General features: G+C 74.0%; 22 protein-coding genes. 17 read left to right on the top strand and 5 right to left on the bottom strand.

The window, feature by feature from the left end; all coding sequences use genetic code 11:
* The first annotated feature begins 123 nt into the window (after positions 1-123).
* The 15 genes from pdxS to HDG68_RS04675 all read left to right on the top strand — a co-directional run bounded on the left by pdxS (position 124) and on the right by HDG68_RS04675 (position 16,577).
* A complete protein-coding gene (pdxS, locus tag HDG68_RS04745; RefSeq protein ID WP_172149786.1) occupies positions 124-1,047 on the top strand; it encodes a pyridoxal 5'-phosphate synthase lyase subunit PdxS in 924 nt (307 codons plus the stop codon).
* Between the two features lie 91 nt (positions 1,048-1,138).
* Positions 1,139-3,676 (top strand): ATP-dependent helicase HrpB, encoded by a 2,538-nt coding sequence (hrpB, locus tag HDG68_RS04740; protein WP_343037434.1) that lies wholly within the window; start codon positions 1,139-1,141, stop codon positions 3,674-3,676.
* 58 nt (positions 3,677-3,734) lie between these two features.
* Positions 3,735-4,316: an NUDIX hydrolase gene (locus tag HDG68_RS04735; RefSeq protein ID WP_172149782.1), complete on the top strand. Its 582-nt coding sequence runs from the start codon at positions 3,735-3,737 to the stop codon at positions 4,314-4,316.
* Positions 4,317-4,323: 7 nt separating this feature from the next.
* A complete protein-coding gene (gene pdxT / locus HDG68_RS04730) occupies positions 4,324-4,998 on the top strand; it encodes a pyridoxal 5'-phosphate synthase glutaminase subunit PdxT (protein ID WP_172149780.1) in 675 nt (224 codons plus the stop codon).
* Positions 4,999-5,005: 7 nt separating this feature from the next.
* Positions 5,006-5,761 carry a YebC/PmpR family DNA-binding transcriptional regulator gene (locus HDG68_RS04725; protein WP_172149778.1) on the top strand — a complete coding sequence of 252 codons (756 nt, stop codon included), beginning with the start codon at positions 5,006-5,008 and terminating at the stop codon, positions 5,759-5,761.
* Positions 5,762-5,871: 110 nt separating this feature from the next.
* On the top strand, positions 5,872-6,465 hold the full coding sequence (ruvC, locus tag HDG68_RS04720) for a crossover junction endodeoxyribonuclease RuvC (RefSeq protein WP_172149776.1): 594 nt from the start codon (positions 5,872-5,874) through the stop codon (positions 6,463-6,465).
* Positions 6,462-7,079, top strand: a complete 618-nt coding sequence (ruvA, locus tag HDG68_RS04715; protein ID WP_172149774.1) for a Holliday junction branch migration protein RuvA — start codon at positions 6,462-6,464, stop codon at positions 7,077-7,079. The genes ruvC and ruvA overlap by 4 nt, the downstream gene beginning before the upstream one ends.
* A complete protein-coding gene (gene ruvB, locus HDG68_RS04710; RefSeq protein WP_172149772.1) occupies positions 7,072-8,169 on the top strand; it encodes a Holliday junction branch migration DNA helicase RuvB in 1,098 nt (365 codons plus the stop codon). Before ruvA ends, ruvB begins: the two co-directional genes overlap by 8 nt.
* Before the next feature lie 67 nt (positions 8,170-8,236).
* On the top strand, positions 8,237-8,659 hold the full coding sequence (gene yajC / locus HDG68_RS04705) for a preprotein translocase subunit YajC (protein WP_172149770.1): 423 nt from the start codon (positions 8,237-8,239) through the stop codon (positions 8,657-8,659).
* An 81-nt stretch (positions 8,660-8,740) separates the two neighbouring features.
* Complete coding sequence (gene secD / locus HDG68_RS04700; RefSeq protein WP_343037433.1) at positions 8,741-10,714, top strand: protein translocase subunit SecD; 1,974 nt, start codon at positions 8,741-8,743, stop codon at positions 10,712-10,714.
* Positions 10,714-11,808: a protein translocase subunit SecF gene (gene secF / locus HDG68_RS04695; RefSeq protein ID WP_172149768.1), complete on the top strand. Its 1,095-nt coding sequence runs from the start codon at positions 10,714-10,716 to the stop codon at positions 11,806-11,808. The genes secD and secF overlap by 1 nt, the downstream gene beginning before the upstream one ends.
* Entirely contained in the window at positions 11,805-12,395 is a 591-nt protein-coding gene (locus HDG68_RS04690; protein WP_172149766.1) for an adenine phosphoribosyltransferase, read from the top strand. Before secF ends, HDG68_RS04690 begins: the two co-directional genes overlap by 4 nt.
* 50 nt (positions 12,396-12,445) lie before the next feature.
* Entirely contained in the window at positions 12,446-14,788 is a 2,343-nt protein-coding gene (locus tag HDG68_RS04685; protein ID WP_172149764.1) for a RelA/SpoT family protein, read from the top strand.
* Between the two features lie 37 nt (positions 14,789-14,825).
* The gene (locus HDG68_RS04680; protein ID WP_172149762.1) at positions 14,826-15,989 is read left to right on the top strand and encodes an ATP-dependent DNA ligase; all 1,164 of its coding nucleotides are present in this window, start codon (positions 14,826-14,828) and stop codon (positions 15,987-15,989) included.
* A 30-nt stretch (positions 15,990-16,019) separates the two neighbouring features.
* On the top strand, positions 16,020-16,577 hold the full coding sequence (locus tag HDG68_RS04675; protein WP_172149760.1) for a dihydrofolate reductase family protein: 558 nt from the start codon (positions 16,020-16,022) through the stop codon (positions 16,575-16,577).
* A gap of 24 nt (positions 16,578-16,601) precedes the next feature.
* On the opposite strand, the gene ligD is transcribed toward HDG68_RS04675, so the two are convergent.
* From ligD to HDG68_RS16940, 4 genes are all read right to left on the bottom strand, one after another.
* Positions 16,602-17,681, bottom strand: coding sequence for a non-homologous end-joining DNA ligase (ligD, locus tag HDG68_RS04670; protein WP_172149758.1), 1,080 nt, complete (start codon positions 17,679-17,681; stop codon positions 16,602-16,604).
* A 5-nt stretch (positions 17,682-17,686) separates the two neighbouring features.
* Entirely contained in the window at positions 17,687-18,334 is a 648-nt protein-coding gene (locus HDG68_RS04665) for a hypothetical protein (protein ID WP_172149756.1), read from the bottom strand.
* 113 nt (positions 18,335-18,447) lie between these two features.
* Positions 18,448-19,968 (bottom strand): DUF349 domain-containing protein, encoded by a 1,521-nt coding sequence (locus tag HDG68_RS04660; protein ID WP_172149754.1) that lies wholly within the window; start codon positions 19,966-19,968, stop codon positions 18,448-18,450.
* A complete protein-coding gene (locus tag HDG68_RS16940) occupies positions 19,965-20,759 on the bottom strand; it encodes a peptidylprolyl isomerase (protein ID WP_172149752.1) in 795 nt (264 codons plus the stop codon). Before HDG68_RS16940 ends, HDG68_RS04660 begins: the two co-directional genes overlap by 4 nt.
* Positions 20,760-20,904: 145 nt before the next feature.
* Between HDG68_RS16940 and HDG68_RS04650 the strand changes: the two genes are divergently transcribed.
* Complete coding sequence (locus HDG68_RS04650) at positions 20,905-21,624, top strand: MBL fold metallo-hydrolase (protein WP_172149750.1); 720 nt, start codon at positions 20,905-20,907, stop codon at positions 21,622-21,624.
* A 52-nt stretch (positions 21,625-21,676) separates the two neighbouring features.
* Positions 21,677-23,056: a histidine--tRNA ligase gene (gene hisS / locus HDG68_RS04645; protein WP_172149748.1), complete on the top strand. Its 1,380-nt coding sequence runs from the start codon at positions 21,677-21,679 to the stop codon at positions 23,054-23,056.
* 3 nt (positions 23,057-23,059) lie between these two features.
* Here the strand turns inward: hisS and HDG68_RS04640 are convergent, their stop codons facing one another.
* Positions 23,060-23,443: a VOC family protein gene (locus tag HDG68_RS04640; protein WP_172149746.1), complete on the bottom strand. Its 384-nt coding sequence runs from the start codon at positions 23,441-23,443 to the stop codon at positions 23,060-23,062.
* Positions 23,444-23,508: the final 65 nt, after the last annotated feature.

The raw sequence follows: 23,508 nt of genomic DNA, 5'->3' as shown, positions 1-23,508 counted from the left end.
CCGCGTCAGGACGGCGCCGGGCCGGTCCGGACGGCCGTAGGATGGGAGCACGGCGTGGGAACCCACGTCGGCGGTCGGCGCGGACGCGCCGGCACGCACCAGGACACACTCTGTGAGGTTGCGTTGAGCGAGACCACCGGCACCCCTGCCCCCTCGACGGGCGTCGGCGAGGTGGGCACCGCCCGCGTCAAGCGTGGCATGGCCGAGATGCTCAAGGGCGGCGTCATCATGGACGTCGTCACGCCGGAGCAGGCGAAGATCGCCGAGGACGCCGGCGCGGTGGCCGTCATGGCCCTCGAGCGCGTCCCGGCGGACATCCGGGCCCAGGGCGGTCTGGCGCGCATGAGCGACCCGGACATGATCGAGGGCATCATCGACGCCGTCTCCGTGCCGGTGATGGCCAAGGCGCGCATCGGGCACTTCGTCGAGGCGCAGGTGCTGCAGTCCCTCGGTGTCGACTACGTCGACGAGTCCGAGGTGCTCAGCCCCGCCGACTACGCCAACCACATCGACAAGTGGGCGTACACCGTGCCGTTCGTCTGCGGAGCCACCAACCTCGGCGAGGCGCTGCGCCGCATCACCGAGGGCGCGGCGATGATCCGCTCGAAGGGCGAGGCCGGCACCGGTGACGTCTCGAACGCCACCACCCACATGCGCCAGATCCGCCAGCAGATCCGCCGGCTGACGTCGCTGCCGACGGACGAGCTGTTCGTCGCGGCCAAGGAGCTCCAGGCCCCCTACGAGCTGGTCGCGGAGGTGGCGCGCACCGGCAAGCTGCCCGTCGTGCTGTTCACCGCGGGCGGCATCGCCACCCCGGCGGACGCCGCGATGATGATGCAGCTGGGCGCCGAGGGCGTGTTCGTCGGCTCGGGCATCTTCAAGTCGGGCGACCCGGCCGCCCGCGCCAAGGCGATCGTCCAGGCCACGACGTTCCACGACGACCCCGACGTGATCGCGAAGGTTTCCCGCGGGCTGGGTGAGGCCATGGTCGGCATCAACGTCGAGGAGGACCCGGAGCCGGTGCGCCTCGCCGAGCGCGGCTGGTGACCTCCCGGGCCGGTACGACCCCCTGAGCATGCCTCCGAGGCCCCGCGGACGACGTCCGCGGGGCCTCGTCGGCGTCGGCTACCGTCGTGGCGTGCTCCTGCCTGACGTCTCCGTGCCCGGTGCAGACCTCCCGGTCCGGGCGGTGCTGCCCGCCACGGTCGAGGTGGTGCGGTCCCACGGTGCGGCGGTGCTGGTGGCCCCGCCCGGATCCGGGAAGACCTCGCTGCTCCCGCTCGCCCTGGCCGACGCGCTCGAGGGGACGGTCGTCGTCGCCGAGCCGCGACGGATGGCGACCCGCGCGGCCGCGACGCGGCTGGCGGCCCTGGTGGGCGAACCCGTCGGGGAGCGCGTCGGCTACGCGATGCGCGGGGAGCGCCGGGGCGGCGAGGGCCTGCGCGTGGAGGTCGTCACCACGGGGCTCCTCGTGCGGCGCCTGCAGCAGGACCCGGAGCTGCCGGGCGTCGCGGCGGTCGTCATCGACGAGTGCCACGAGCGGCATCTCGACGCCGACCTGCTCCTGGCGTTCTGCGCCGACGTCCGGGCGAACCTGCGCGACGACCTGGCGGTCGTCGCGACGTCGGCCACCGCGGACACGGTCAGGCTGAGCCGGGCGTTGGGCGCCGACGCCCCGGCACCCGTGCTCACCGCGACCGCCACCGCGTTCGACGTCGCGGTCGAGTGGGTCCCGCCGCCCGTCGCCACGCCGCTGCTTCCCGGCGGGCGGGTCGACCCCCGGCTGCTGGACCACGTCGCCGCGGTCGTGGAGCGTGCCCTGAGCGAGAACGACGGCGACGTCCTGGTGTTCGTGCCGGGGGAGGCCGAGATCGCCGGGGTGACCCGCCGGCTGCCGGGGCGGCACGTGCTGCCTCTGTACGGCCGCCAGTCGCGGGCCGAGCAGGACCGCGCGCTGGCCCCGGCCGAGGCGCGACGGGTCGTGGTCACGACGTCGGTCGCCGAGAGTTCCCTGACCGTGCCGGGCGTGCGGGTCGTGGTCGACGCGGGTCTGTCCCGGGAGCCGAGGACCGACCAGTCCCGCGGCCTCGGCGCCCTGGTCACGTGCCGGGTGTCGCGGTCCTCGGCGGAGCAGCGGGCCGGTCGCGCCGGGCGCGAGGCACCGGGGCGGGTCTACCGGTGCTGGTCGAGGACCGACCACGCACGGCTCGACGACCACGCGGCACCCGAGGTCGCGGTGGCGGACCTGGCGTCCTTCGCTCTCGATCTCGCCGCCTGGGGCGCGCCCGGTGGGGAGGGTCTCGCCCTGCTCGACGCGCCGCCGGCACCGGCGTTGTCCGCGGCCACCGCGCTGCTGCGCAGCTTCGGCGCGGTGGACGGCGGTGGCCGGATCACCGGGCGTGGCCGCCGGATGGCCCGCGTCGGTGTGCACCCGCGGCTGGCGCGCGCCCTGCTCGACGGGTCGCCGCGGGTCGGTGCCGACCGGGCACGCGAGGTCGTCGCCCTGCTCTCGGACGACGCAGGACGCGGCGTCGGTGACGACCTGCCCGCGCGGTGGCGTGCCCTGCGGCGGGGTGACGACCGGGCGGCCACCGCACGCTGGCGCGGCGAGGTGCGGCGCCTGGGCCGGGGCGACGGCGCAGGCGCCTCGCGCGACGGGCGGACCGCGCCGGGCAGGACCGCCCCGGGCGCCGGGGTGCCGGACGACCTCGCGGCGGGGATCGTGGTGGGTCTGGCGTACCCGGACCGCATCGCGCGGGCCCGGGGGAGCGGATCGGTGTCCTACCAGATGGCCGGTGGCACGGGTGCGGCGCTGGACGCGACGTCGCCGCTGCGGTCCGCGTCCTGGCTGGCGATCGCAGTCGCCGACCGGGCGCCGGGCCGCGCCGACGCCAGGATCCGCTCGGCGGCACCGATCGACGAGGCGACGGCCCGCGACGTCGCCGCCGACCTGGTGCAGACCGCCGACCAGATCCGGTGGGACGACGACCGGATCGTGACCCGGCGCGTGGAGTCGCTCGGCGCGATCGTGCTGACCGACGTGCCGTTGACGCAGCCGGACCCGTCGCGCGTGCAGGCCGCCGCCCGCGACGGGCTACGGCGCAGCGGTCTGTCCGTGCTGAGCTGGTCGCAGTCCGCGGTCGCCGTGCGTGAGCGCCTCGCGTTCTGCCACGCCCACCTGGGTGCACCGTGGCCCGCGGTCGACGACGACGCGTTGCTGGCCGGCCTCGACGACTGGCTCGGTCCCGAGCTCGCCGACGTGCGCGACGGGCGGGACCTCGCCCGCATCGACGTGGCCGCGGCGTTGCGGCGCCTGCTGCCGTGGCCGGCCGCGGCCCGGTTGGACGAGCTCGCGCCCGAGCGGCTCGCCGTCCCGTCGGGTGCTCTGGTCCGCCTCGCCTACGACGGCGTCGAGCCACCGGTCCTGGCCGTGAAGCTGCAGGAGGTCTTCGGCTGGACGGCCGCACCGGTGGTCGCGGACGGGAGGGTCCCCGTCGTGCTGCACCTGCTGTCGCCCGCGCGGCGGCCGGTCGCCGTCACCAGCGACCTCGCCTCGTTCTGGCGGCAGGGATATCCGCAGGTCCGGGCCGACCTGCGCGGCCGCTACCCGCGGCATCCCTGGCCGGAGGACCCGCTCGCCGCCGTGGCGACGGCACGGGCGAAGCCGCGCCGATGACACCGGCCCTGGGCTCGTCCGCCGGAGCGGGCGAACGGCCTGGACTACGCTGACGGCCATGCGCGAACCCCAGCCCGCGAGCGCCACGGCCGCGTCCCCGTCGTCCGCCTCGCTGGGGCCCGACTGGGTCCGTGGCGACGACGGCCTGCGGCACCGGCGTGCTGCTCGGGTGATCGTGCTCGACGACGCCGGGCGCGTGCTGCTGGTGCGCGGTCACGACGCCGACGACCCGGACCGTTCGTGGTGGTTCACGATCGGCGGCGGGATCGACGCCGGCGAGTCCGAGGAGCAGGCGGCGCTCCGCGAGGTGGGCGAGGAGGCCGGGCTCGTGCTCGGCGCCGGCGACCTCGAGGGGCCGGTGATGACCCGGGCCGGGATCTTCCGCTTCCTCGCCGAGACGTGCCGCCAGGACGAGGTCTTCTTCGTCGCCCGGCTCGACGGCGCCCACGAACCGACCGACCACGGGTGGACCGACGTCGAGCGGGACGTGCTCGACGAGATGCGCTGGCTGACGGTCGCCGAGCTGCGCGCCGAGGCGCGCGAGGTCTTCCCGCGGGTCCTGCCCGACGTCGTCGAGCAGCTCGCCGACGGGTGGGACGGCGTCGTGCGCCACCTCGGCACCGAGGACGACGACGCCTGACGGCCTCGTGCCCACGGCTTCTCCGTCGGCGCGGGGCGGTGCGTACACTGCCGCGGTGACCACGATCGGAGTCCTCGCCCTGCAGGGTGACGTGCGCGAGCACGTCGCCGCCCTGGAGTCTGCCGGCGCGCACGCCGTGCCGGTGCGCCGCCGGTCCGAGCTGGAGTCGGTCGACGGGCTCGTGCTGCCCGGCGGGGAGTCGACCACCATCGACAAGCTGCTGCGGGTCTTCGAGCTGCGCGAGCCGCTGCGGGCGGCGATCGCCGACGGGCTGCCGGTCTACGGCTCGTGCGCCGGCATGATCCTGCTCGCCGACCGCATCACCGGCGGCATCGACGGCCAGCAGACGCTCGGCGGGCTGGATGTGACGGTGCGGCGCAACGCGTTCGGACGCCAGGTCGACTCGTTCGAGGCCGACCTGGCCGTCGAGGGTCTCGAGGCCCCGCTGCGCTCGGTGTTCATCCGTGCGCCGTGGGTGGACGACGTCGGTCCGGGCGTGGAGGTGCTGGCCCGCATCCCGGAGCGGGCGACCGACGGCACGGGGCTCGGCGAGGCCGCCGGTAAGATCGTGGCAGTACGTTCCGGACGGCTGCTCGCCACCGCGTTCCACCCGGAGGTCACCGGGGACACTCGGGTGCACGCGCTGTTCGTCCGTCTTGTCACCGCATCGCGAAGGAGTTAGTCAGGTCATGTCCGGTCACTCGAAATGGGCCACGACCAAGCACAAGAAGGCCGCGATCGACGCCAAGCGTGGCAAGCTCTTCGCGAAGCTGATCAAGAACATCGAGGTCGCGGCCCGCACCGGCGGGGGAGACCCGGCCGGCAACCCGACCCTCTTCGACGCCATCCAGAAGGCGAAGAAGTCGTCGGTGCCGAACGACAACATCGACCGCGCCGTCAAGCGCGGCTCCGGCGAGGGCGCGGACGCCGTCGAGTACCAGACGATCATGTACGAGGGGTACGGCAACAACGGCATCGCCGTCCTGGTCGAGTGCCTCACGGACAACAAGAACCGCGCCGCGGCCGAGGTGCGTACCGCCTTCACCCGCAACGGCGGCAACCTGGCCGACCCGGGCTCGGTGTCGTACCTGTTCTCCCGCAAGGGCCAGGTCATCGTGCCGAAGGCCGACGGCGTCACGGAGGACGACGTGATGCTCGCGGCCCTGGACGCCGGCGCCGAGGACGTCACCGACCAGGGCGACTACATCGAGGTGCTCTCCGAGGCCACCGACCTGGTCGACGTGCGCTCCGCCATCGTCGACGCCGGCATGGAGTACGACTCGGCGGACTCGATCTGGCACCCGTCGATGCAGGTCGAGGTCGACGTGGAGGGGGCCCGCAAGATCGTGCGCCTCATCGACGCCCTCGAGGACAGCGACGACGTGCAGAACGTCTACGCGAACTTCGACGCCCCCGACGAGGTCATGGCGGCGCTCGACGAGTGACCGCCCCGGCCCGCCGGCGCGGGGCCGCCGACCGGCGCGCTGTGTGCCGACCGGCGCCACCACGGGCGCGTCTCGGCCCCGGTGTCGGTGGTGCGTGAGACAGTGACGCCGTGCGTGTGCTGGGAGTGGATCCGGGACTGACCCGGTGCGGTGTGGGCGTCGTGGACTCCCTGCCGGGCCGGCGGGCCGAGCTGGTCGGGGTCGGGGTGCTGACCTCGGCCCCGTCGACCAGCACGGACCTGCGCCTGCTCGAGATCTCCGCCGGGCTGGACGGCTGGCTCGACGAGCACGTCCCCGACGTCGTCGCCGTCGAGCGGGTCTTCGCGCAGAACAACCGCGGCACGGTGATGGGCACGGCCCAGGTCGCCGGCCTGGCGATGGTGGCGGCCGCCCGGCGCGGCGTGCCCGTCGCGCTGCACACCCCCAGCGAGGTCAAGGCCGCCGTCACCGGCTCGGGCCGGGCCGAGAAGGCCCAGGTCCAGCGGATGGTCGCCTCCATCCTGCGGCTGGGCAGCCCGCCACGGCCCGCCGACGCCGCCGACGCGCTCGCGCTGGCCATCACCCACCTGTGGCGGCCCGCCGGTGCGCTGCAGGGCGGCGACCGTCACGAGGTGACCCCCGCGCAGCGCGCCTGGGCGGCCGCCGAGCAGCAGGCACGGTCCCGCCGTGCCCCCCGAGCACCACGGAAGGAACCGGTCCGATGATCGCCACGCTGCGCGGCACCGTCGCCCAGGTCTCCCTCGACCGCGCCGTCCTCGACGTCGGCGGCGTCGGTTACCTGGTCCTCGCCACGCCCGCCACCCTCGCGGGCCTGCGCGTCGGCGACGAGGCGCACCTGCACACGACGCTCGTGGTGCGGGAGGACTCGATGACGCTGTACGGGTTCGCCGAGGACGCCGAGCGGGAGGTCTTCGAGACGGCCCAGTCGGTCTCCGGCGTGGGCCCGCGCATCGCCCTGGCGATGCTCGCGGTCCTCACGCCGTCCGCCCTGCGCCGGGCCGTCGCCGACGAGGACACCGCGGCCCTGCGCCGCGTCCCCGGCATCGGGGCCAAGAGCGCGCAGCGCATCGTCCTCGAGCTGTCCGGCCGGCTCGGCGAGCCCGGGCACGACGACGGCGCACCGGCCGGCAGCGGTGCGCCGGCCGACGAGCGGGGCCAGGTGGTCGAGGCGCTCGTCGGGCTGGGATGGCCGGCGAAGGTCGCCGAGGGTGCCGTGGACAAGGCCCTCGCGGAGACCGGTGCCGAGGTCGTCACGGCCGCCGCGGTGCCGACGACGCTGCGCGCCGCCCTGCGGCAGCTGGGACCCCAGCGTGGCTGAGGGCGCGATCGATCCCCAGGACCTGGGCGAACGGCTCGTCGGGGCCGGTGCCGACGAGGTCGAGCGGGCCGCGGAGGCGGCGCTGCGGCCCAAGAAGCTCGACGACTTCGTCGGTCAGCGCGTCGTGCGCGACCAGCTCTCCCTGGTCCTGCAGGCCAGCCTGCGACGGGACGCCGCTCCCGACCACGTCCTGCTGTCCGGCCCGCCGGGACTGGGCAAGACGACGCTGGCGATGATCATCGCCGCCGAGCTGGGCACCGCCCTGCGGGTCACCAGCGGCCCCGCCATCCAGCACGCCGGCGACCTGGCCGCCGTGCTGTCCTCCCTGGAGGAGGGCGAGGTGCTGTTCATCGACGAGATCCACCGGCTCGCCCGGCCCGCCGAGGAGCTGCTCTACGTGGCGATGGAGGACTTCCGGGTCGACGTCGTCGTCGGCAAGGGCGCCGGCGCCAGCGCCATCCCGCTGGCGCTGCCGCCCTTCACCGTCGTCGGCGCCACGACGCGGTCCGGACTGCTGCCGGCGCCGCTGCGGGACCGGTTCGGCTTCACGGGGCACCTCGACTTCTACGAGGCCGACGAGCTCGAGCGCGTCATCCTGCGCTCGGCGGGCCTGCTCGGCGTCGAGATCCGGCACGAGGCGGCCCACGAGATCGCCGGCCGCTCCCGCGGCACGCCCCGCATCGCCAACCGGCTGCTGCGCCGGGTACGGGACTGGGCGCAGGTGCGCGGCGACGGGACCCTGGACCTGCGCGCGGCGCGGGCGGCCCTGGAGGTCTACGAGGTCGATCCCATCGGCCTGGACCGCCTCGACCGCGCCGTGCTCGAGGCGCTGTGCCGACGGTTCGGCGGCGGTCCGGTCGGGCTGACCACGCTGGCGATGACGGTCGGCGAGGAGTCCGACACGGTCGAGACGGTCGCCGAGCCGTACCTGGTCCGCGAGGGCCTGGTGGCCCGCACGGCACGGGGGCGGGTCGCCACCGCCTCGGCGTGGGAGCACCTCGGCCTGGAGCCGCCGGAGGGCGCCTGGGCACCCGGTGCGCCGTCGTCGGGAACCGGGAGCGCGTCGCGGACGTTGTTCGACGAGGTCTGAGCGCCCGGTGCGGCGCCTAGACTGGCAGGAACACCCGCCCACCTCCGGACCGAAGGACTGAAACCTCGTGGAACTCATCATCCTCTTCGGCGTGCTCGCCGCGCTCATGCTGTTCATGAGCTCGCGCACCCGCAAGCAGCAGAAGCAGCAGGCGGAGTTCCGCTCCTCGCTGGAGCCCGGCCAGGAGGTCATGACCGGTTCCGGGATGGTCGGCACGGTCGTGGACGTCGACGACGCCGCGGACGTCATCACCCTCGAGTCGGCGCCGGGCACCCGCACGCGCTGGCTGCGTGCCGCCATCGTCAAGAAGATGGACGCCCCGGTCGTCGGCGAGGACGCCGACGAGGCCGAGGAGTCCTCGGATGCAGGTAGCATCACCTCCGCAGACGGTGACGTCGACGTCCCGGACGACCTGTCCGGCCTGGACACCGCCCAGCGGGAGTACCAGGAGAACAAGCGTCGGGAGAACGGCGACACCGAGGACAAGTGACCTCCGCGCCGGCCGGGCACGCCCGGTCGGCGCCATCACGCGTCGGCCACGGCGGCGGCGCGCACGACGGAAGAGAACCAAGTGGCCAACTCCAGCACGCGGCGCTCGCGTCCGGTACGCACGCTCGTGGTCTTCGCACTGCTGTCGATGGTGGTGCCCTTCGTGGCGCTCCTCGTCGGCACGTACCTCGACCCGAAGAGCGACGACAACCCGGGAGGGGCGAGCCTCGCGCCCGGACTGGCGCTCGACCTGCAGGGCGGGACGCAGATCATCCTGACCCCCACGTCGACCGACGGCTCGGAGATCACCCCCGAGGCGATCGACGAGTCGATCAACGTCATCCGACAGCGCATCGACTCCTCCGGCGTCGTCGAGGCCGAGATCGTCAACCAGGGCGGCGAGAACATCGTCGTGTCCATCCCCGGCGAGGTCGACCAGGCGACGATCGACCTGGTCTCGCAGCCGGCGCAGATGCGCTTCCGTCCCGTGCTGACCGACGACGTCGGCATCCCGTCCGTGCAGCCCAGCACCGAGCCCAGCGCCGAGGCGTCGGACGCCGCGGAGGGCGAGGGCACCGAGGAGGGCGCCGAGGGCGAGGAGTCCGCGGACGCGCCCGAGGAGGGCGACACCGGGGCCACCCAGGAGGAGCTCGAGGCCCTCGACGAGCAGATCGCCACCGAGGCCGCCGACGTCGAGCCGACCGACCCGTCGGACCTCGCCCAGATCACCCCGGCCGTGCAGGAGAAGTTCGACGCGCTGGACTGCACCGACCCGGCCAACCTCGTGGGCGGCGGCGGTGCCGACCCGGACCAGGTGCTCGTCACGTGCGCCAACGACGGCAGCATGCTCAAGTACGTCCTCGGCCCGGTCGAGGTCGACGGCACCCACCTGGACAACGCGAGCTCGGGCCTGGGCACCGGCCCGAACGGCACGTCCACCAACGAGTGGGTCGTCAACATCGAGTTCGACGCCGAGGGCACGACCGAGTTCCGCGAGGTGACCCAGCGCCTGCAGGGCCTGGAGTCGCCGCGCAACCAGTTCGCGATGGTGCTCGACGGGCTCGTGATCTCCGCGCCGTCGCTCGACGCCGGCACGATCATCACCGACGGACGGGCCCAGATCTCGGGCACGTTCACCCGCGACTCGGCGGCCACGCTGGCCAACCAGCTCAGCTTCGGGTCCCTGCCGATCGCGTACGAGGTGCAGAGCCAGGAGACGATCTCCGCGACGCTCGGGTCCGAGCAGCTGCGCAACGGTCTGATCGCCGGCCTGATCGGTATGGCGCTGGTCGTGGTCTACTCGCTGTTCCAGTACCGCACCCTCGGCCTCGTGACCGTCGGCTCCCTGCTCATCGCCGCGGTCATCACCTACGTCTCGATCGCGCTGCTGTCGTGGACGATCGACTACCGGCTCTCGCTCGCCGGCGTCGCCGGTCTGATCGTGGCCATCGGGTTCACGGCCGACTCGTTCATCGTCTACTTCGAACGCATCCGTGACGAGGTGCGGGACGGCCGGTCCATGTCGATGGCGGTCGAACGCGGCTGGCGACGCGCCAAGCGCACGGTGCTCGCCGCCAAGTCGGTCACGCTGATCTCGGCGGTCGTGCTGTACTTCCTCGCCGTCGGCGGCGTGCAGGGCTTCGCCTTCACGCTGGGTCTGACGACGATCATCGACATCGCCGTGGTCTTCTGGTTCACCCACCCGATGCTGCAGCTGCTGACCAAGGTGCCGTTCTTCCGCGACGGTCACCGCTGGTCGGGGCTGTCGCCCGAGCGCCTGCGGGCCGCCGGCGGCGTGCGGTACAAGGGCGCCGGCCGTGTCGAGACCCCGGTGCCCACCGCCTCGGAGCCCGAGCCGGAGCCCGCCCTCGCGGGCGCCGTGAGCGCGCGCCCGGCACCGGCCACCGACGACTCCGGTCGCCGGATGACCATCGCCGAGCGCCGCGCCGCCGAGCGCCGGGCCGCGTCGTCGTCCGACGACGGACCACCGGACGCTCCGGGTGGCGCGGGCCGCACCGACGACGCCGTTCCCGGCGAGAACGAGGAGAGCCGCTGATGGCCGGCAGCATGACCTTCGCCCAGTGGGGCAACGACCTGTACACGGGTCGTCGCTCCTACCCAATCGTGGCCAAGCGCCGCCTGTGGTTCTCGATCGTCGCGGCCCTGGGGCTCGCCTCGATCCTGATCCTGGTGGTCAAGCCCCTCACGCTGGGCATCGACTTCCGCGGCGGCTCGGAGTTCACCGTCGAGAACGTGACCTCGACCGAGCAGTCCGTCGCGGTGGACGCCGTGCACGAGGTCCTGCCGGAGGACGAGCCGCGCGTGGCCGTCGTCGGCCAGACGGCGGTGCGCGTGCAGACCGCGCAGGTCGAGGGCGCGGACGAGACCGCGATCGTGGAGGCGCTGGCCGAAGGCTACGGCGTGGACGCCTCCGACGTCGAGGCGTCCTTCGTGGGCCCGACCTGGGGCGCGGCGGTCTCCGAGCGCGCCCTGTGGGGCGTGGTCGTGTTCGTGCTGCTCGCCGCGGCGTTCATGGCGATCTACTTCCGGGCCTGGCGCATGTCGGTGGCCGGGATCCTCGCCATGCTGTCCGACCTGCTCGTCTCCGCCGGCGTCTACGCGCTGGTGGGCTGGGAGGTCACGCCGTCGACGATCATCGGCTTCCTGACGATCCTCGGCTTCTCGCTGTACGACAAGATGGTCGTGTTCGACAAGGTCCGGGAGAACACCACGGGCGTGCTCGACCAGTCGCGCAGCACCTACGCCGAGCGTGCCAACCTGGCCGTCAACCAGACGCTGGTGCGGTCGATCAACACCTCGGTCGTCGCGCTGCTGCCCGTGGCGGGCATCCTGTTCCTCGGGGCCCTGTGGCTCGGCGCGGGCACGCTGCGCGACCTGGCCCTGTCGCTGTTCGTCGGCATCGCCGTCGGTGCGGCGTCGTCGATCTTCCTGGCCACGCCGCTGGACGTCGCGCTGCGCGAGCGCGAGCCGAAGTACCGCGACCACACCCGGTCCGTGCTGGCCGAGCGCGAGCGCCTGGCCACCGAGGGCGGGCACGACGCCGAGCTCGCGGCCGCCGCGGCCGGCAAGGCGCAGCTCATCCCCGGTCACCACCAGGGCAACGCGGCACAGCCGCGTCGCAAGCGATGACCGACCCCGTGCCGGACGACATCGCGGTGGTGGCGCTGGACGGTCTCGGGGCCGTCCGCGCGGCCGAGATCCGCGCCCTCATCCGTGACGTCCCCGACTACCCGCACCCGCCGGTGGTCTTCCGGGACATCACGCCGCTGCTGGCCGACGGGCGGGCGCTGGCCGACGTGGTCGACGCCTTCGCCCGGCTCGTCGAGGCGGACGCGGACGGCGTCGACGTCGTCGTCGGGATGGAGGCGCGCGGGTTCCTGCTGGGCGCGCCGCTCGCGACGCGCCTGGGTGTCGGGTTCGTGCCGCTGCGCAAGGCGGGCAAGCTGCCGCCGCCGGTCGAGCGCGAGGACTACGAGCTCGAGTACGGCGCCGCCGCGATCGAGCTCGCCGCGGGAACACTGGCACCGGGTGCGCGCGTTCTCGTGGTGGACGACGTGCTGGCCACCGGAGGCACCGCGCAGGCCGCGGTCCGTCTGGTGGAACGCTGCGGGGGTCGGGTGTCGGCCCTGGCGTTCCTGCTCGAGCTGGACGGGCTCGGGGGCCGGGACCGGCTCGCCGGGCAGACGGTCGAGACGCTGCTGCGCGTGGAGTCGTAGACTTGCCCTCCCGGCCGCCGTCCGTGCGACGCTGGACGAAGGAGGTGCTCGTGAGCGACGACACCCAGGTCGATCGCGCCCCGGACGTGTCCCGACCGTCCGGTGCGGGCACCCGTGTGCGCAACCGGCTGGTCCGCCTCGGCGTGCGCGGCGCGCCGGCGAACACCCCGGCCCTGGAGCCGCTGCTGCAGGCCGTGCGCACCAACCACCCCAAGAGCGACCTGAGCGTCCTGGAGCGCGCGTACGCGACCGCCGAGAAGGCGCACCGTGGCCAGCAGCGCAAGTCGGGCGACCCGTACATCACCCACCCGGTCGCCGTGGCCACGATCCTGGCCGAGCTCGGTTTCGACGGCGCCACGCTCGCGGCCGCCCTGCTGCACGACACGGTGGAGGACACCTCCTACTCCCTGCAGGACCTGACCGGCGAGTACGGCGGCGAGATCGCGATGCTCGTCGACGGCGTGACCAAGCTGGACAAGGTGACCTACGGCGACGCCGCGCAGGCCGAGACCGTGCGCAAGATGGTCGTCGCCATGGCCAAGGACATCCGGGTGCTGGTCATCAAGCTCGCCGACCGGCTGCACAACGCGCGCACGTGGAAGTACGTGTCCGGGGCCTCGGCGTCGCGCAAGGCGCGCGAGACGCTGGAGATCTACGCGCCGCTGGCCCACCGGCTCGGCATGAACACGATCAAGTGGGAGCTGGAGGACCTGTCCTTCCAGACGCTGTACCCCAAGGTCTACGACGAGATCGTCCACCTGGTCGCCGAGCGTGCGCCGGCGCGCGAGGAGTACCTGGGCGTGGTGCGCGAGCAGATCTCCGCCGACCTGCGCGGGGCGAAGATCCGCGCGACCGTGACGGGCCGCCCCAAGCACTACTACTCGATCTACCAGAAGATGATCGTGCGCGGGCACGACTTCGCGGAGATCTACGACCTGGTCGGCACCCGCGTCCTGGTGGACTCGGTGCGCGACTGCTACGCGGCGCTCGGCGCGCTGCACGCGCGGTGGAACCCGGTCCCGGGCCGGTTCAAGGACTACATCGCGATGCCGAAGTTCAACATGTACCAGTCGTTGCACACGACGGTCGTGGGCCCGGGCGGCAAGCCCGTCGAGATCCAGATCCGCACCCACGACATGCACCGACGTGCCGAGTACGGCGTGGCGGCCCACTGGAAGTACAAGGAGACCGCCCGCGCCGGCAAGGGCGGCAAGGACCCGCGGGCCAACGACATGACGTGGCTGCGCCAGCTCGTCGACTGGCAGCGCGAGACCGCCGACCCCGGCGAGTTCCTCGACTCGCTGCGCTACGAGATCGGCGCCGCCGAGGTCTACGTCTTCACGCCCAAGGGTGAGGTCATGGCGCTGCCCGCGGGGGCCACGCCGGTGGACTTCGCCTACTCGGTGCACACCGAGGTCGGCCACCGCACCATGGGCGCCCGCGTCAACGGTCGCCTCGTCCCGCTGGACTCGCCCCTGCAGAACGGCGACGTCGTCGAGGTGCTGACCTCCAAGGCGGACACCGCGGGCCCCTCGCAGGACTGGCTGAACTTCGTCAAGTCCGGGCGGGCACGCAACAAGATCCGCCAGTGGTTCACCAAGGAGCGCCGCGAGGAGGCCATCGAGCGCGGCAAGGACGCGATCAGCAAGGCGATGCGCAAGCAGAACCTGCCGATCCAGCGGCTGCTGAGCCACGAGGCGCTCGTGGGGCTGGCCAACGAGCTGCGCTACGACGACGTCTCCGCCCTGTACGCGGCGGTGGGGGAGAACAACGTCTCGGCCCAGCACGTGGTCGAGTCCCTCGTGAAGTCGCTCGGGGGCGAGGACGGCACGGCCGAGGACACCGCGGAGGTCGCGCGGCCCGGGCACCCGAACCGGCGGTCCCGGTCCACCGGCGACCCGGGCGTCATGGTCAAGGGTGTCGAGGACATCTGGGTCAAGCTCGCCAAGTGCTGCACCCCGGTGCCCGGCGACGACATCGTCGGCTTCGTCACCCGCGGGGCGGGCGTGAGCGTGCACCGGGAGGACTGCGCCAACATCGCCCAGCTGCGCTCCCAGCCGGAGCGGATCGTGGACGTGTCCTGGACCACCGGGGCCAACACGATGTTCCTGGTCCAGATCCAGGTCGAGGCGCTGGACCGTTCCCGGCTGCTCTCCGACGTCACCCGCGTGCTGTCCGACCACCACGTCAACATCCTGTCGGCGACGGTGTCCACGACGTCGGACCGCATCGCGATCTCCCGGTTCGTGTTCGAGATGGCCGAGCCGGCGCACCTGCAGCAGGTGCTCGCCGCGGCACGCAAGATCGACGGGGTGTTCGACGTCTACCGCATCACCGGCACCAAGGCCGCCGACGTCGGGTCGACCGCTCCCGAGGCACCCGCCGACGCCTGACGCGCGGCACCGGACCGGGCGGCGTAGGTTCGCCCCCATGAGGCTGCCGATCGAACCTCCGGTCCGCCCGATGCTGGCCCGGTCCGTGGCGCAGGTGCCCGACCAGCCCGACGGCCCCGGGGCCGGCTGGGTGTATGAGCCGAAGTGGGACGGGTTCCGCGCCGTCGTCTACCGGGACGGCGACGAGGTGCGCATCGACTCGCGCAGCGCGCGACCCATGCAGCGCTACTTCCCCGAGGTGGTCGCCGCGGTGCTCGACGCGCTGCCGCGACGGTGCGTGGTGGACGCGGAGATCGTCGTCGCCCGCCCGGCGGGGCCGGGCAGCACCTCGGCGCACCTGGACTTCGACACGCTGAGCCAGCGCATCCATCCGGCCGAGTCCCGCGTCCGGCTGCTGGCCGAGCAGGTCCCGGCCAGCCTCGTCGTGTTCGACCTGCTCGCCCTCGACGACGAGGACCTCACCGCGCTGCCGCTGACCGAACGTCTCGCGCGCCTGGACGCCCTCGGCCTGGACGGGCCGCAGGTGCACCGCACGCCGCGCACCACCGACACCGACCGGGCCCGGCAGTGGTTCGACACGTTCGAGGGCGCGGGACTGGACGGCGTCGTCGCCAAGCCGGCCGACGGCAGCTATCAGCCCAACAAGCGCGGCTGGTCGAAGATCAAGCACGCCCGTACCGCCGACGTCGTGCTGGCTGGCCTGCGGGAGCACAAGACGTCCACCGCGCAGCGACCCCTCGTCGGGTCGTTGCTGCTCGGGCTGTACCGGGACGGCACCGACGGCGCCTCGTTGCAGTTCGTGGGGGTGGCGGCGTCGTTCCCGGCGGCGCGGCGCGCCGAGCTGTACGACGAGCTGTCCCCGCTGGCCGTGCCGCCCGGGGACGCCGACCACCCGTGGGCCGACCGGCAGGACCCGGCCACCTCGGACGGCGGCGCGGGGGAGCGCCGCCCCGGTGCCCAGTCCCGCTGGAGCGCCGGCAAGGACCTGTCGTTCACGCCGCTGCGGGTCGAGCGGGTCCTCGAGGTCGGCTACGACCACATGGAGGGCAGCAGGTTCCGCCACACGGCGCAGTTCAAGCGGTGGCGCCCGGACCGCGACCCGGCGTCGTGCACGTACGACCAGCTCGTCGAACCCGTCGGCTACGACCTCGCCGAGATCCTGCCCGGGGCACCGGGGCTCGACCTGGTCGACGACCGATGAGTCCCGCCGCCACGAAGGGTCTGCCTGTTCATGGGAACACTGCTGTACTCGACGACCTGCTCGATCGACGGCTTCGTGGCCGACACCGACGGCGGCATCGGCTGGACGACGCCGAGCGAGGAGCTGCACGCCTTCTTCAACGACAGCCTCCGCGACGTGGGGACCTACGTCATGGGCCACGACATGTACGCCACGATGCGGGTGTGGGACACGTGGCCCGCCGGCCGGAGCGTGGTCGAGGACGACTACGCCGCGATCTGGGCCGCCGCGGACAAGATCGTCTGCTCCGACCGACTGACCGCCACGGGCGTCGACGCACCCCGGACCACGGTCGAACCCCGGCTGACGACCCGCCGGCTGGCCGAGATCGTGGCCGGGGCCGACGGCGCGGTCGAGGTCTCCGGCCCGACGACGGCCGCCGAGGCGCTGCGGACCGGCATGGTCGACGTGCTGCAGCTGTTCGTCGCGCCCCGCGCCCTCGGCGCCGGGCTGCGCGCCCTGCCCGCCGGCATGGACCTGGCCCTGGAGCTCACGGAAACGCGCCGCTTCGACAACGGCACTGTGCTGCTGCGGTACGAGCGGCCCTGAAGGACCTGTGTCGCGCCGGAGGGCTCAGTCCTGGTCCCGGTGGCGGTCGGCGTCGCGCGACGGCTGCACCCGCTTCGGCTCGCCGGGCTGCTTGGGGTACTCGGGCGGGTAGGGCAGGTCGCCCAGACCGTGCTCCTCCTCGTCGGTGCGGGCCAGGTCCAGCGCGGCGTCCAACGAGCAGTCGAGGCCCGGGTCGCGGTCGGCGCGCAGCGGGGCGAACAGGTCGCCGCGCTCGGCGAAGCGTTCCGGCACGGTGGCGATCGTGAAGTCGTCGGGGTGGACCTCGCCCACCTCGTCCCAGTCCAGCGGCGTCGAGACGGTGGCCCGCCGGTTGGGGCGCAGCGAGTAGGCCGAGGCGATGGTGCGGTCGCGGGCCATCTGGTTGTAGTCGACGAAGATCCGCCGCCCCCGCTCCTCCTTCCACCACCGCGTGGTCACGCGGTCGGGCAGGCGGCGCTCCAGCTCGCGGCCGATCGCGATGGTGGCGCGGCGGGCCTGCTGGAAGCTCCAGCGCGGCGCCAGCGGGACGAACACGTGCAGCCCCCGCCCGCCGGACGTCTTGGGGTAGCCGGTCAGGTCCAGCTCGCCGAGCACCTCGCGCAGCGTCCCGGACACCTCGGCGGCGTCGCCGTAGTCGGTGCCGGGCTGGGGGTCGAGGTCGATGCGGAGCTGGTCGACGGCCTCGACGTCGTCGCCGCGCACCGGCCAGGGATGGAACGTGAGGGTGCCGAGCTGAGCCGCCCAGGCGACCACCGCGATCTCGTGGGGGGCGACCTCGTCCGCCGTACGACCCGACGGGAACGCGATACGCGCGGTGCGCACGTAGTCCGGCGCACCCTTCGGGACGCGCTTCTGGTAGAACGCGTCGCCGTGGGAGTCGCTGCGGGTAGCCATCACGGCCCCCTCGAAGACCCCCTTGGGCCAGCGCTCCAGCGTCGTGGGCCGGTCCAGCAGCGCACCGAGGATCCCGTCGCCGACGGCGAGGAAATACTCCACGACGTCGCGCTTGGTCGCGCCGACGTCGGGGAACACGACGCGGTCCGGGCTGGACACACGGACGGTCCGGCCGCCGGCGTCGAGCTCGACGGCGTTCGAGGAGGCCATGCGCGTCACGCTACGCCGGGACACCGCCCGGTGCCCGTCCGGGCGCGGACCAGGTCCTCGGCCTCGCGCAGCAGCCTCCGCGCCCGCGGCCTGCCCTGGGCGCGCGGGCGCCGCTCGAGCCGCAGCCGCGCCCGGCCCAGGTCCACACCGGCACCGGCGAGCGCAGCCACCAGGTCGACCGGGTCCTCGTCGCGCAGCACCAGCTCGACGACCGTGCGTTCCGGGGACGTCACGGGCACCCCGGCGAGGCGGACGACGTCCGCGGTGAGCAGCGGGCTCTGCCACAGCCGGGCACCGGCCGGGCGGTCCGGCTGGTGCCGGCCGGCCGGATAGGACAGGTCGAGCCCGCTGCCGTCACCCGCACCGGTGTGGATCCAGGCGGCGGTCCTGCCGGTCACCACCGCACCGGTGGGGACCTCCGGGCCGACCAGGCCCGCCCGCAGCGCGGCGTCCACCCGGGTGCCGGGAGCGCAGCCCGCGTCGCCGCGCACCACCGTCACGGCCCCCTCGCGCACCAGCACCTGCCACGCCACCGGGCCTCCGACGTCGCACGGGCGCAGCACCGTCCGTGATGGCGGACCGGGCCGCAGCAGCTCGGGCACGGTCGGTACCGGGACGGGGGACGGCGCGGCGGGTGCACGGGACGGGCTCATCGGTCCTCCGGGACGACGACGGCGGGGACGGACCGAAACTAGCCCGTCCCCGCCGTCGACACCCGCGAGAGCCCCGAGGCTGTGGACGCGTCCGGGCGTCCACAGCGCACGGGTCAGCCGCGCGAGTCCTCCGCGGCCTTGACGACCTGCTCGAGCCAGGCGCGCCGGGCCTCGATGGCCGCGGTCAGCTCGCGCACCGTGCGGTCGTCACCGGCCTCCTGAGCGGCGTCCAGGTCCGCCTGCATGCCCGCGATCGCGTCCTCGAGCTGCGCCGCGGCGCCCTCGGCCCGCGCGCGGGTCTCGGGGTTGGTGCGCTTCCACTTCGCGTCCTCGGCGTCGCGCACGGCGTTCTCCACCGCCCGCATGCGGCCCTCGACACGCTGCAGGTCGCCGCGCGGCACCTTGCCGGCGTCCTCCCAGCGCTCCTGGATGCCGCGCAGCGCCGCCTTGGCGGCCGCGAGGTCCGTGACCGGCAGCAGCGCCTCGGCCTCCGTGAGCAGCGCCTCCTTGACCTTGAGGTTCTCGCCGTACTCCGCGTCGATCTGCGCGTTCGCCTCGTCCCGCGCGCCGAAGAACGTGTCCTGCGCCGCCCGGAACCGCGCCCACAGGGCGTCGTCGTCCTTGCGGTTCGCGCGCCCGGCCGCCTTCCAGCGCGCCATCAGGTCGCGGTACACGCCCGACGTCGGCCCCCAGTCGGTCGAGTGCTGGACGGCCTCCGCCTCGGCGACGATCTTCTCCTTGGCGGCCTTGGCCGTCGCGTTGCGCTGCTCGAGCTCGGCGAAGAAGTGCCGGCGCTCCCGGTCGAACGCGGTGCGGGCGTGGCTGAACCGCTTCCACAGGCCCTCCTCGGTGGGCCGGTCGATGCGCGGTCCGCTGCGCTGGGCCTCCTTCCAGCGGTCGAGCAGGCCCCGCAGCTCCTCGCCCGCCGGGCGCCACTGCATCTTGGCGGGGTCGGTGCCGGCGATCCGCTCGGCCGCCTCGACGATCTCGGTGCGTGCCGCCACGGCCCGGTCCTTCGCCTCGGCGCGCTCCTGCTCGAGCGCGGCACGCCGCTCGGCGGCGCGCTCGCGCAGACGCTCCACCCGCACCCGCAGGGCGTCCAGGTCCCCGACGGCGGCGGGCGCGTCGGTCTCCTCGCCCAGCTTGGCCAGGGTCTGGTCGATCTCGCGCACCGACAGGTCCGCGCTGTCGAGCCGCGTCTCGAAGAGGGCCACCTTGGCGACCAGGTCGAGGTAGCGGCGCACGTAGAGGGTCAGCGCCTCGTCGCCCGAGACACCGGGGTACTGGCCCACGGACCGTTCCCCGGCCTCCTCGCGCACGTAGACGGTGCCGTCGTCGTCCACCCGCCCGAAGCGCGCGGCCGCCGCCGACTCCTCGGCGTCGTGGACCACCGGGGCCACGGGGGCGGCCGGCTTGGGTGCCGTGCGGGGCGTGGCGGCCCGGGGGGCCACGGCCGACGGCTTGGGGGCGCCGGGTCGCGGCGGACGCGGCTTGGGCGGCGCGGGGCGGGCGGGCTCGGCGTCGGCCGCGGGTGCGGCCGGCTGGGCGGTCTCGGTGGGGGGAGCGTCGGCCTGCGCCTGCTCTGCCGCCTCGACGTGCTCGGGGCCGGTCGAGCCGGGGGTGCTCTCGGTCACTGGGTCTCCACTCCTTCGATGATGACGGGGCTGACCGGGGAGCCGTCGCCGGCCCCGTCGGCCGTGCCCGCGTCAGCGACTGCCTGGACCGTGTCCAGGCCGGACGTCACGGTGCCGAACACCGTGTACCCGCCTGCTGCGTCGGACGGGATGGTCGAGTCCTCGTAGACGAGGAAGAACTGCGAGCCCATCGACTCGGCGTCGCCGCCACGGCGCGCCATCGCGAGGGTCCCTGCGGGGTAGACGTCGTCGGCGGGCGCGTTCTCCACCGGGCCGAACGCGTAGCCGGGCCCGCCCGTGCCGGTGGCCGTGGGGTCGCCGCACTGCAGGACGTAGATGCCCTGCGTGGTCAGGCGGTGGCAGGTGGTGCCGTCGAAGTAGCCCTGCTCGGCCAGGGACACGAACGAGGCGACGGCCTGCGGGGCGGCGCCGCCGTCGAGCTCCAGGGCGACCGTCTCGGTCACGCCGTCGACGCACAGGTCGACCGACGCCTGCCACGTGCGGTCCTCGGCGGCCGACGGCGCGGCCAGGTCCCCGCCGTCGCGGGCCTGCGTGGACCCCGGCGGGCACGCGCCGGCCGCCGGCTCCGTGCCCGGTTGCGCGGTGTCCGGACCCGGGTCCGACGACGCCAGCCCGGCGACGAGGGCACCACCGGCGACGAGGGCGAGGATCGCCGCGATCGCGACGGTCACGCCGATGCGCCGCTGGCGGTCCTTGCGGGCCCGGCGCCGCTCGTCCCACTTGGCCTGGCGCTTGGCCGCGTACTCGCGCTCGCGCTTGCTGGGCGCCACCGTCGGTCGTCCTCCCCGTACCGTCCTGCGCGCACGCCGACCGTGCGCGTGCGGACAGTCTAGGGCTCACGGGCCGCACGAACCGCTCGAACGGCGGCGTCGGCGCCCTGCGGGGGAAGGCTGCTCCGCCCAGTACGGTGGGCGCATGGATGTGCACGTCGTCGTCGCCCCGGTCTTCGCCACCAACTGCTGCGTGGTCGTCGCCGACCGGAGGGCGGACGACGGGCGGCGCGATTGCGTGGTGGTCGACCCCGGCGCCGGCACCGCCGACGCCGTCTCCCGTCTCGTCGAGGACGAGTCGCTGCGGGTGCGGGCCGTGCTCGCCACCCACGGGCACGTCGACCACACCTGGGACGCCGCCGAGCTCTGCGCCCGGCACGACGCGCCGCTGCGCCTGCACGCCCGGGACGTGTACCGGGTCAGCGACCCCTTCGGCACGATCGGGCTCGGCGACGGGCGGCTCGGCGCCCAGGCCGCGGCCGTCAGCGACGCGCTGACCCAGGCGCTCGCGGACTTCGGGCGCACCCCGCGCGAGTACACGGCGCCCGCACGGGTCGAGCCCTTCGACGGCGACGGGGACCTGGTCTGCGGCGACGTGACGCTCCGGGCGCGCCACGCCCCGGGGCACACCGAGGGCTCCACGCTGTACGTCCTCGAGGCCGAGGGCGTGGTGCTCAGCGGCGACGTGCTGTTCGCCGGGTCGGTGGGTCGCACCGACCTGCCCGGCGCGGACCTGGAGGCGATGCTCGCCACGCTGCGCGACGTCGTCGGACGCCTGGACCCCGCCTGGCAGGTGGTGCCCGGGCACGGTCCCACGACGACGGTGGGCCGCGAGCTCGCGTCGAACCCCTTCCTGCCCCGCTGAGCGTGCCGGGCCGTGTCCGCGGCCGGCACCACGATCTGGCAGGATCGTGCCCATGGCTCGCGTGACCCCCTTGTCCGGATTCCCCGAATGGCTGCCCGACGCCCGCGTGGTGGAGCAGCACGTGCTCGACGTCCTGCGCCGGACCTTCGAGCTGCACGGGTTCGCGGGCATCGAGACGCGGGCCGTCGAACCGTTGGACCAGCTCCTGCGCAAGGGCGAGACCTCCAAGGAGGTCTACGTGCTGCGCCGGCTGCAGGAGGACGACGCCGCGGCGGACGGCGCGGCGTCGCACGACGGCGGCCGGTCGGGCGAGAAGCAGCTCGGCCTGCACTTCGACCTGACCGTGCCGTTCGCCCGCTACGTGCTGGAGAACGCCGGCCGCCTCGCCTTCCCGTTCAAGCGCTACCAGATCCAGAAGGTGTGGCGCGGGGAGCGGCCCCAGGACGGCCGGTTCCGCGAGTTCGCGCAGGCCGACATCGACGTGGTCGGCGCCGGTGAGCTGCCTTACCACTTCGAGGTCGAGCTGCCGCTGGTCATGGCCGAGGCGCTCGGCGCCCTGCGCGAGGTGGGCGTGCCGCCGGTGCGCATCCTGGTGAACAACCGCAAGGTGGCCGAGGGCTTCTACCGGGGGCTGGGGCTCGAGGACGTCGAGGGCGTCCTGCGCCAGATCGACAAGCTCGACAAGATCGGCACCGAGCAGGTCGCCGCGCTGCTCGTCGCCGAGCAGGGCGCCAGCCCCGAGCAGGCCGCCGCCTGCCTCGAGCTCGCCGCGGTCCACGGCGCCGACGTCTCCGTCGTCGACCGCGTCCGGGCGATCGCCGTGCAGCACGACGCCGTCACCGACCTGCTCGAGGAGGGGCTGGCCGAGCTCGGCGCCCTCGTCGCCGCGGCCGGCGAGCGCGCCCCCGGCGTGGTGGTCGCCGACCTGAAGATCGCCCGCGGGCTGGACTACTACACCGGGTCGGTCTACGAGACGGTCCTGGTGGGCCACGAGCAGCTCGGCTCGATCTGTTCCGGCGGCCGGTACGACACGCTCGCCTCGGACGGCAAGAACACCTACCCGGGCGTCGGGCTGTCGGTCGGCGTGTCGCGGCTCGTCTCCCGGCTGCTGTCCGCGGGTCTGGTGACCGCCACGCGGGGGGTGCCCACCGCCGTCCTGGTCGCCGTGACCGACGAGGAGCACCGCGGAGCCTCCGACGACGTGGCCGCCGCCCTGCGCGCCCGGGGCGTGCCCACCGACGTGGCGCCCTCCGCGGCCAAGTTCGGCAAGCAGATCAAGTTCGCCGACCGCCGCGGCATCCCGTTCGTGTGGTTCCCCGGCGAGGAGCACCAGGTCAAGGACATCCGCTCCGGCGAGCAGGTCGCCGCCGACCCGCAGACCTGGCAGCCCCCCGCCGACGACGTGCGCCCGCGCGTCGTGGCCGCCTCCTGAGCCCTACTGCTCGATCAGGCCGACCGTGTTGCCGGCCGGGTCGCGGAACCAGGCCACCGTCGGGCCCTCCTCGGGATCGGCGGAGCGCACCACGCCGGTGGCGTCGTGGTCGAACTGCGGGTACGTGACCAGGCCCACCCCGGCGTCGGCCAGCTCGGCCACCGCCGCGTCGATGTCCGCCACGAGCAGGTTGAGCACGGTGTGGCTCGCCGGGGCGTGCGCCTCGCCCTTGGGGTAGACGAACACCGGCGAGCCACCGGTGACGTCCAGCTCGAGGCCCATCGGTGTGCGGGCGACCGTCAGGCCGAGCCCGTCGCGGTAGAACGCCTCGGCCGCGTCGAGGTCGTCCACGAAGAAGCTGCTGAAGGCGTGCTGCACGGTGACCATCGGTCCTCCTTCGTCCGGGCCGCGGGGTGCGGCGCCTCGTCAGGGCAGACCCCGCGGCCCGGCCG

The sequence above is a fragment of the Isoptericola chiayiensis genome (genome assembly GCF_013149805.1).
Taxonomy (GTDB): Bacteria; Actinomycetota; Actinomycetes; order Actinomycetales; family Cellulomonadaceae; genus Isoptericola; species Isoptericola chiayiensis.
The sequence above is the reverse complement of the archived record's forward strand: the minus strand, read 5'-3'. Positions and strand labels throughout refer to the sequence as shown.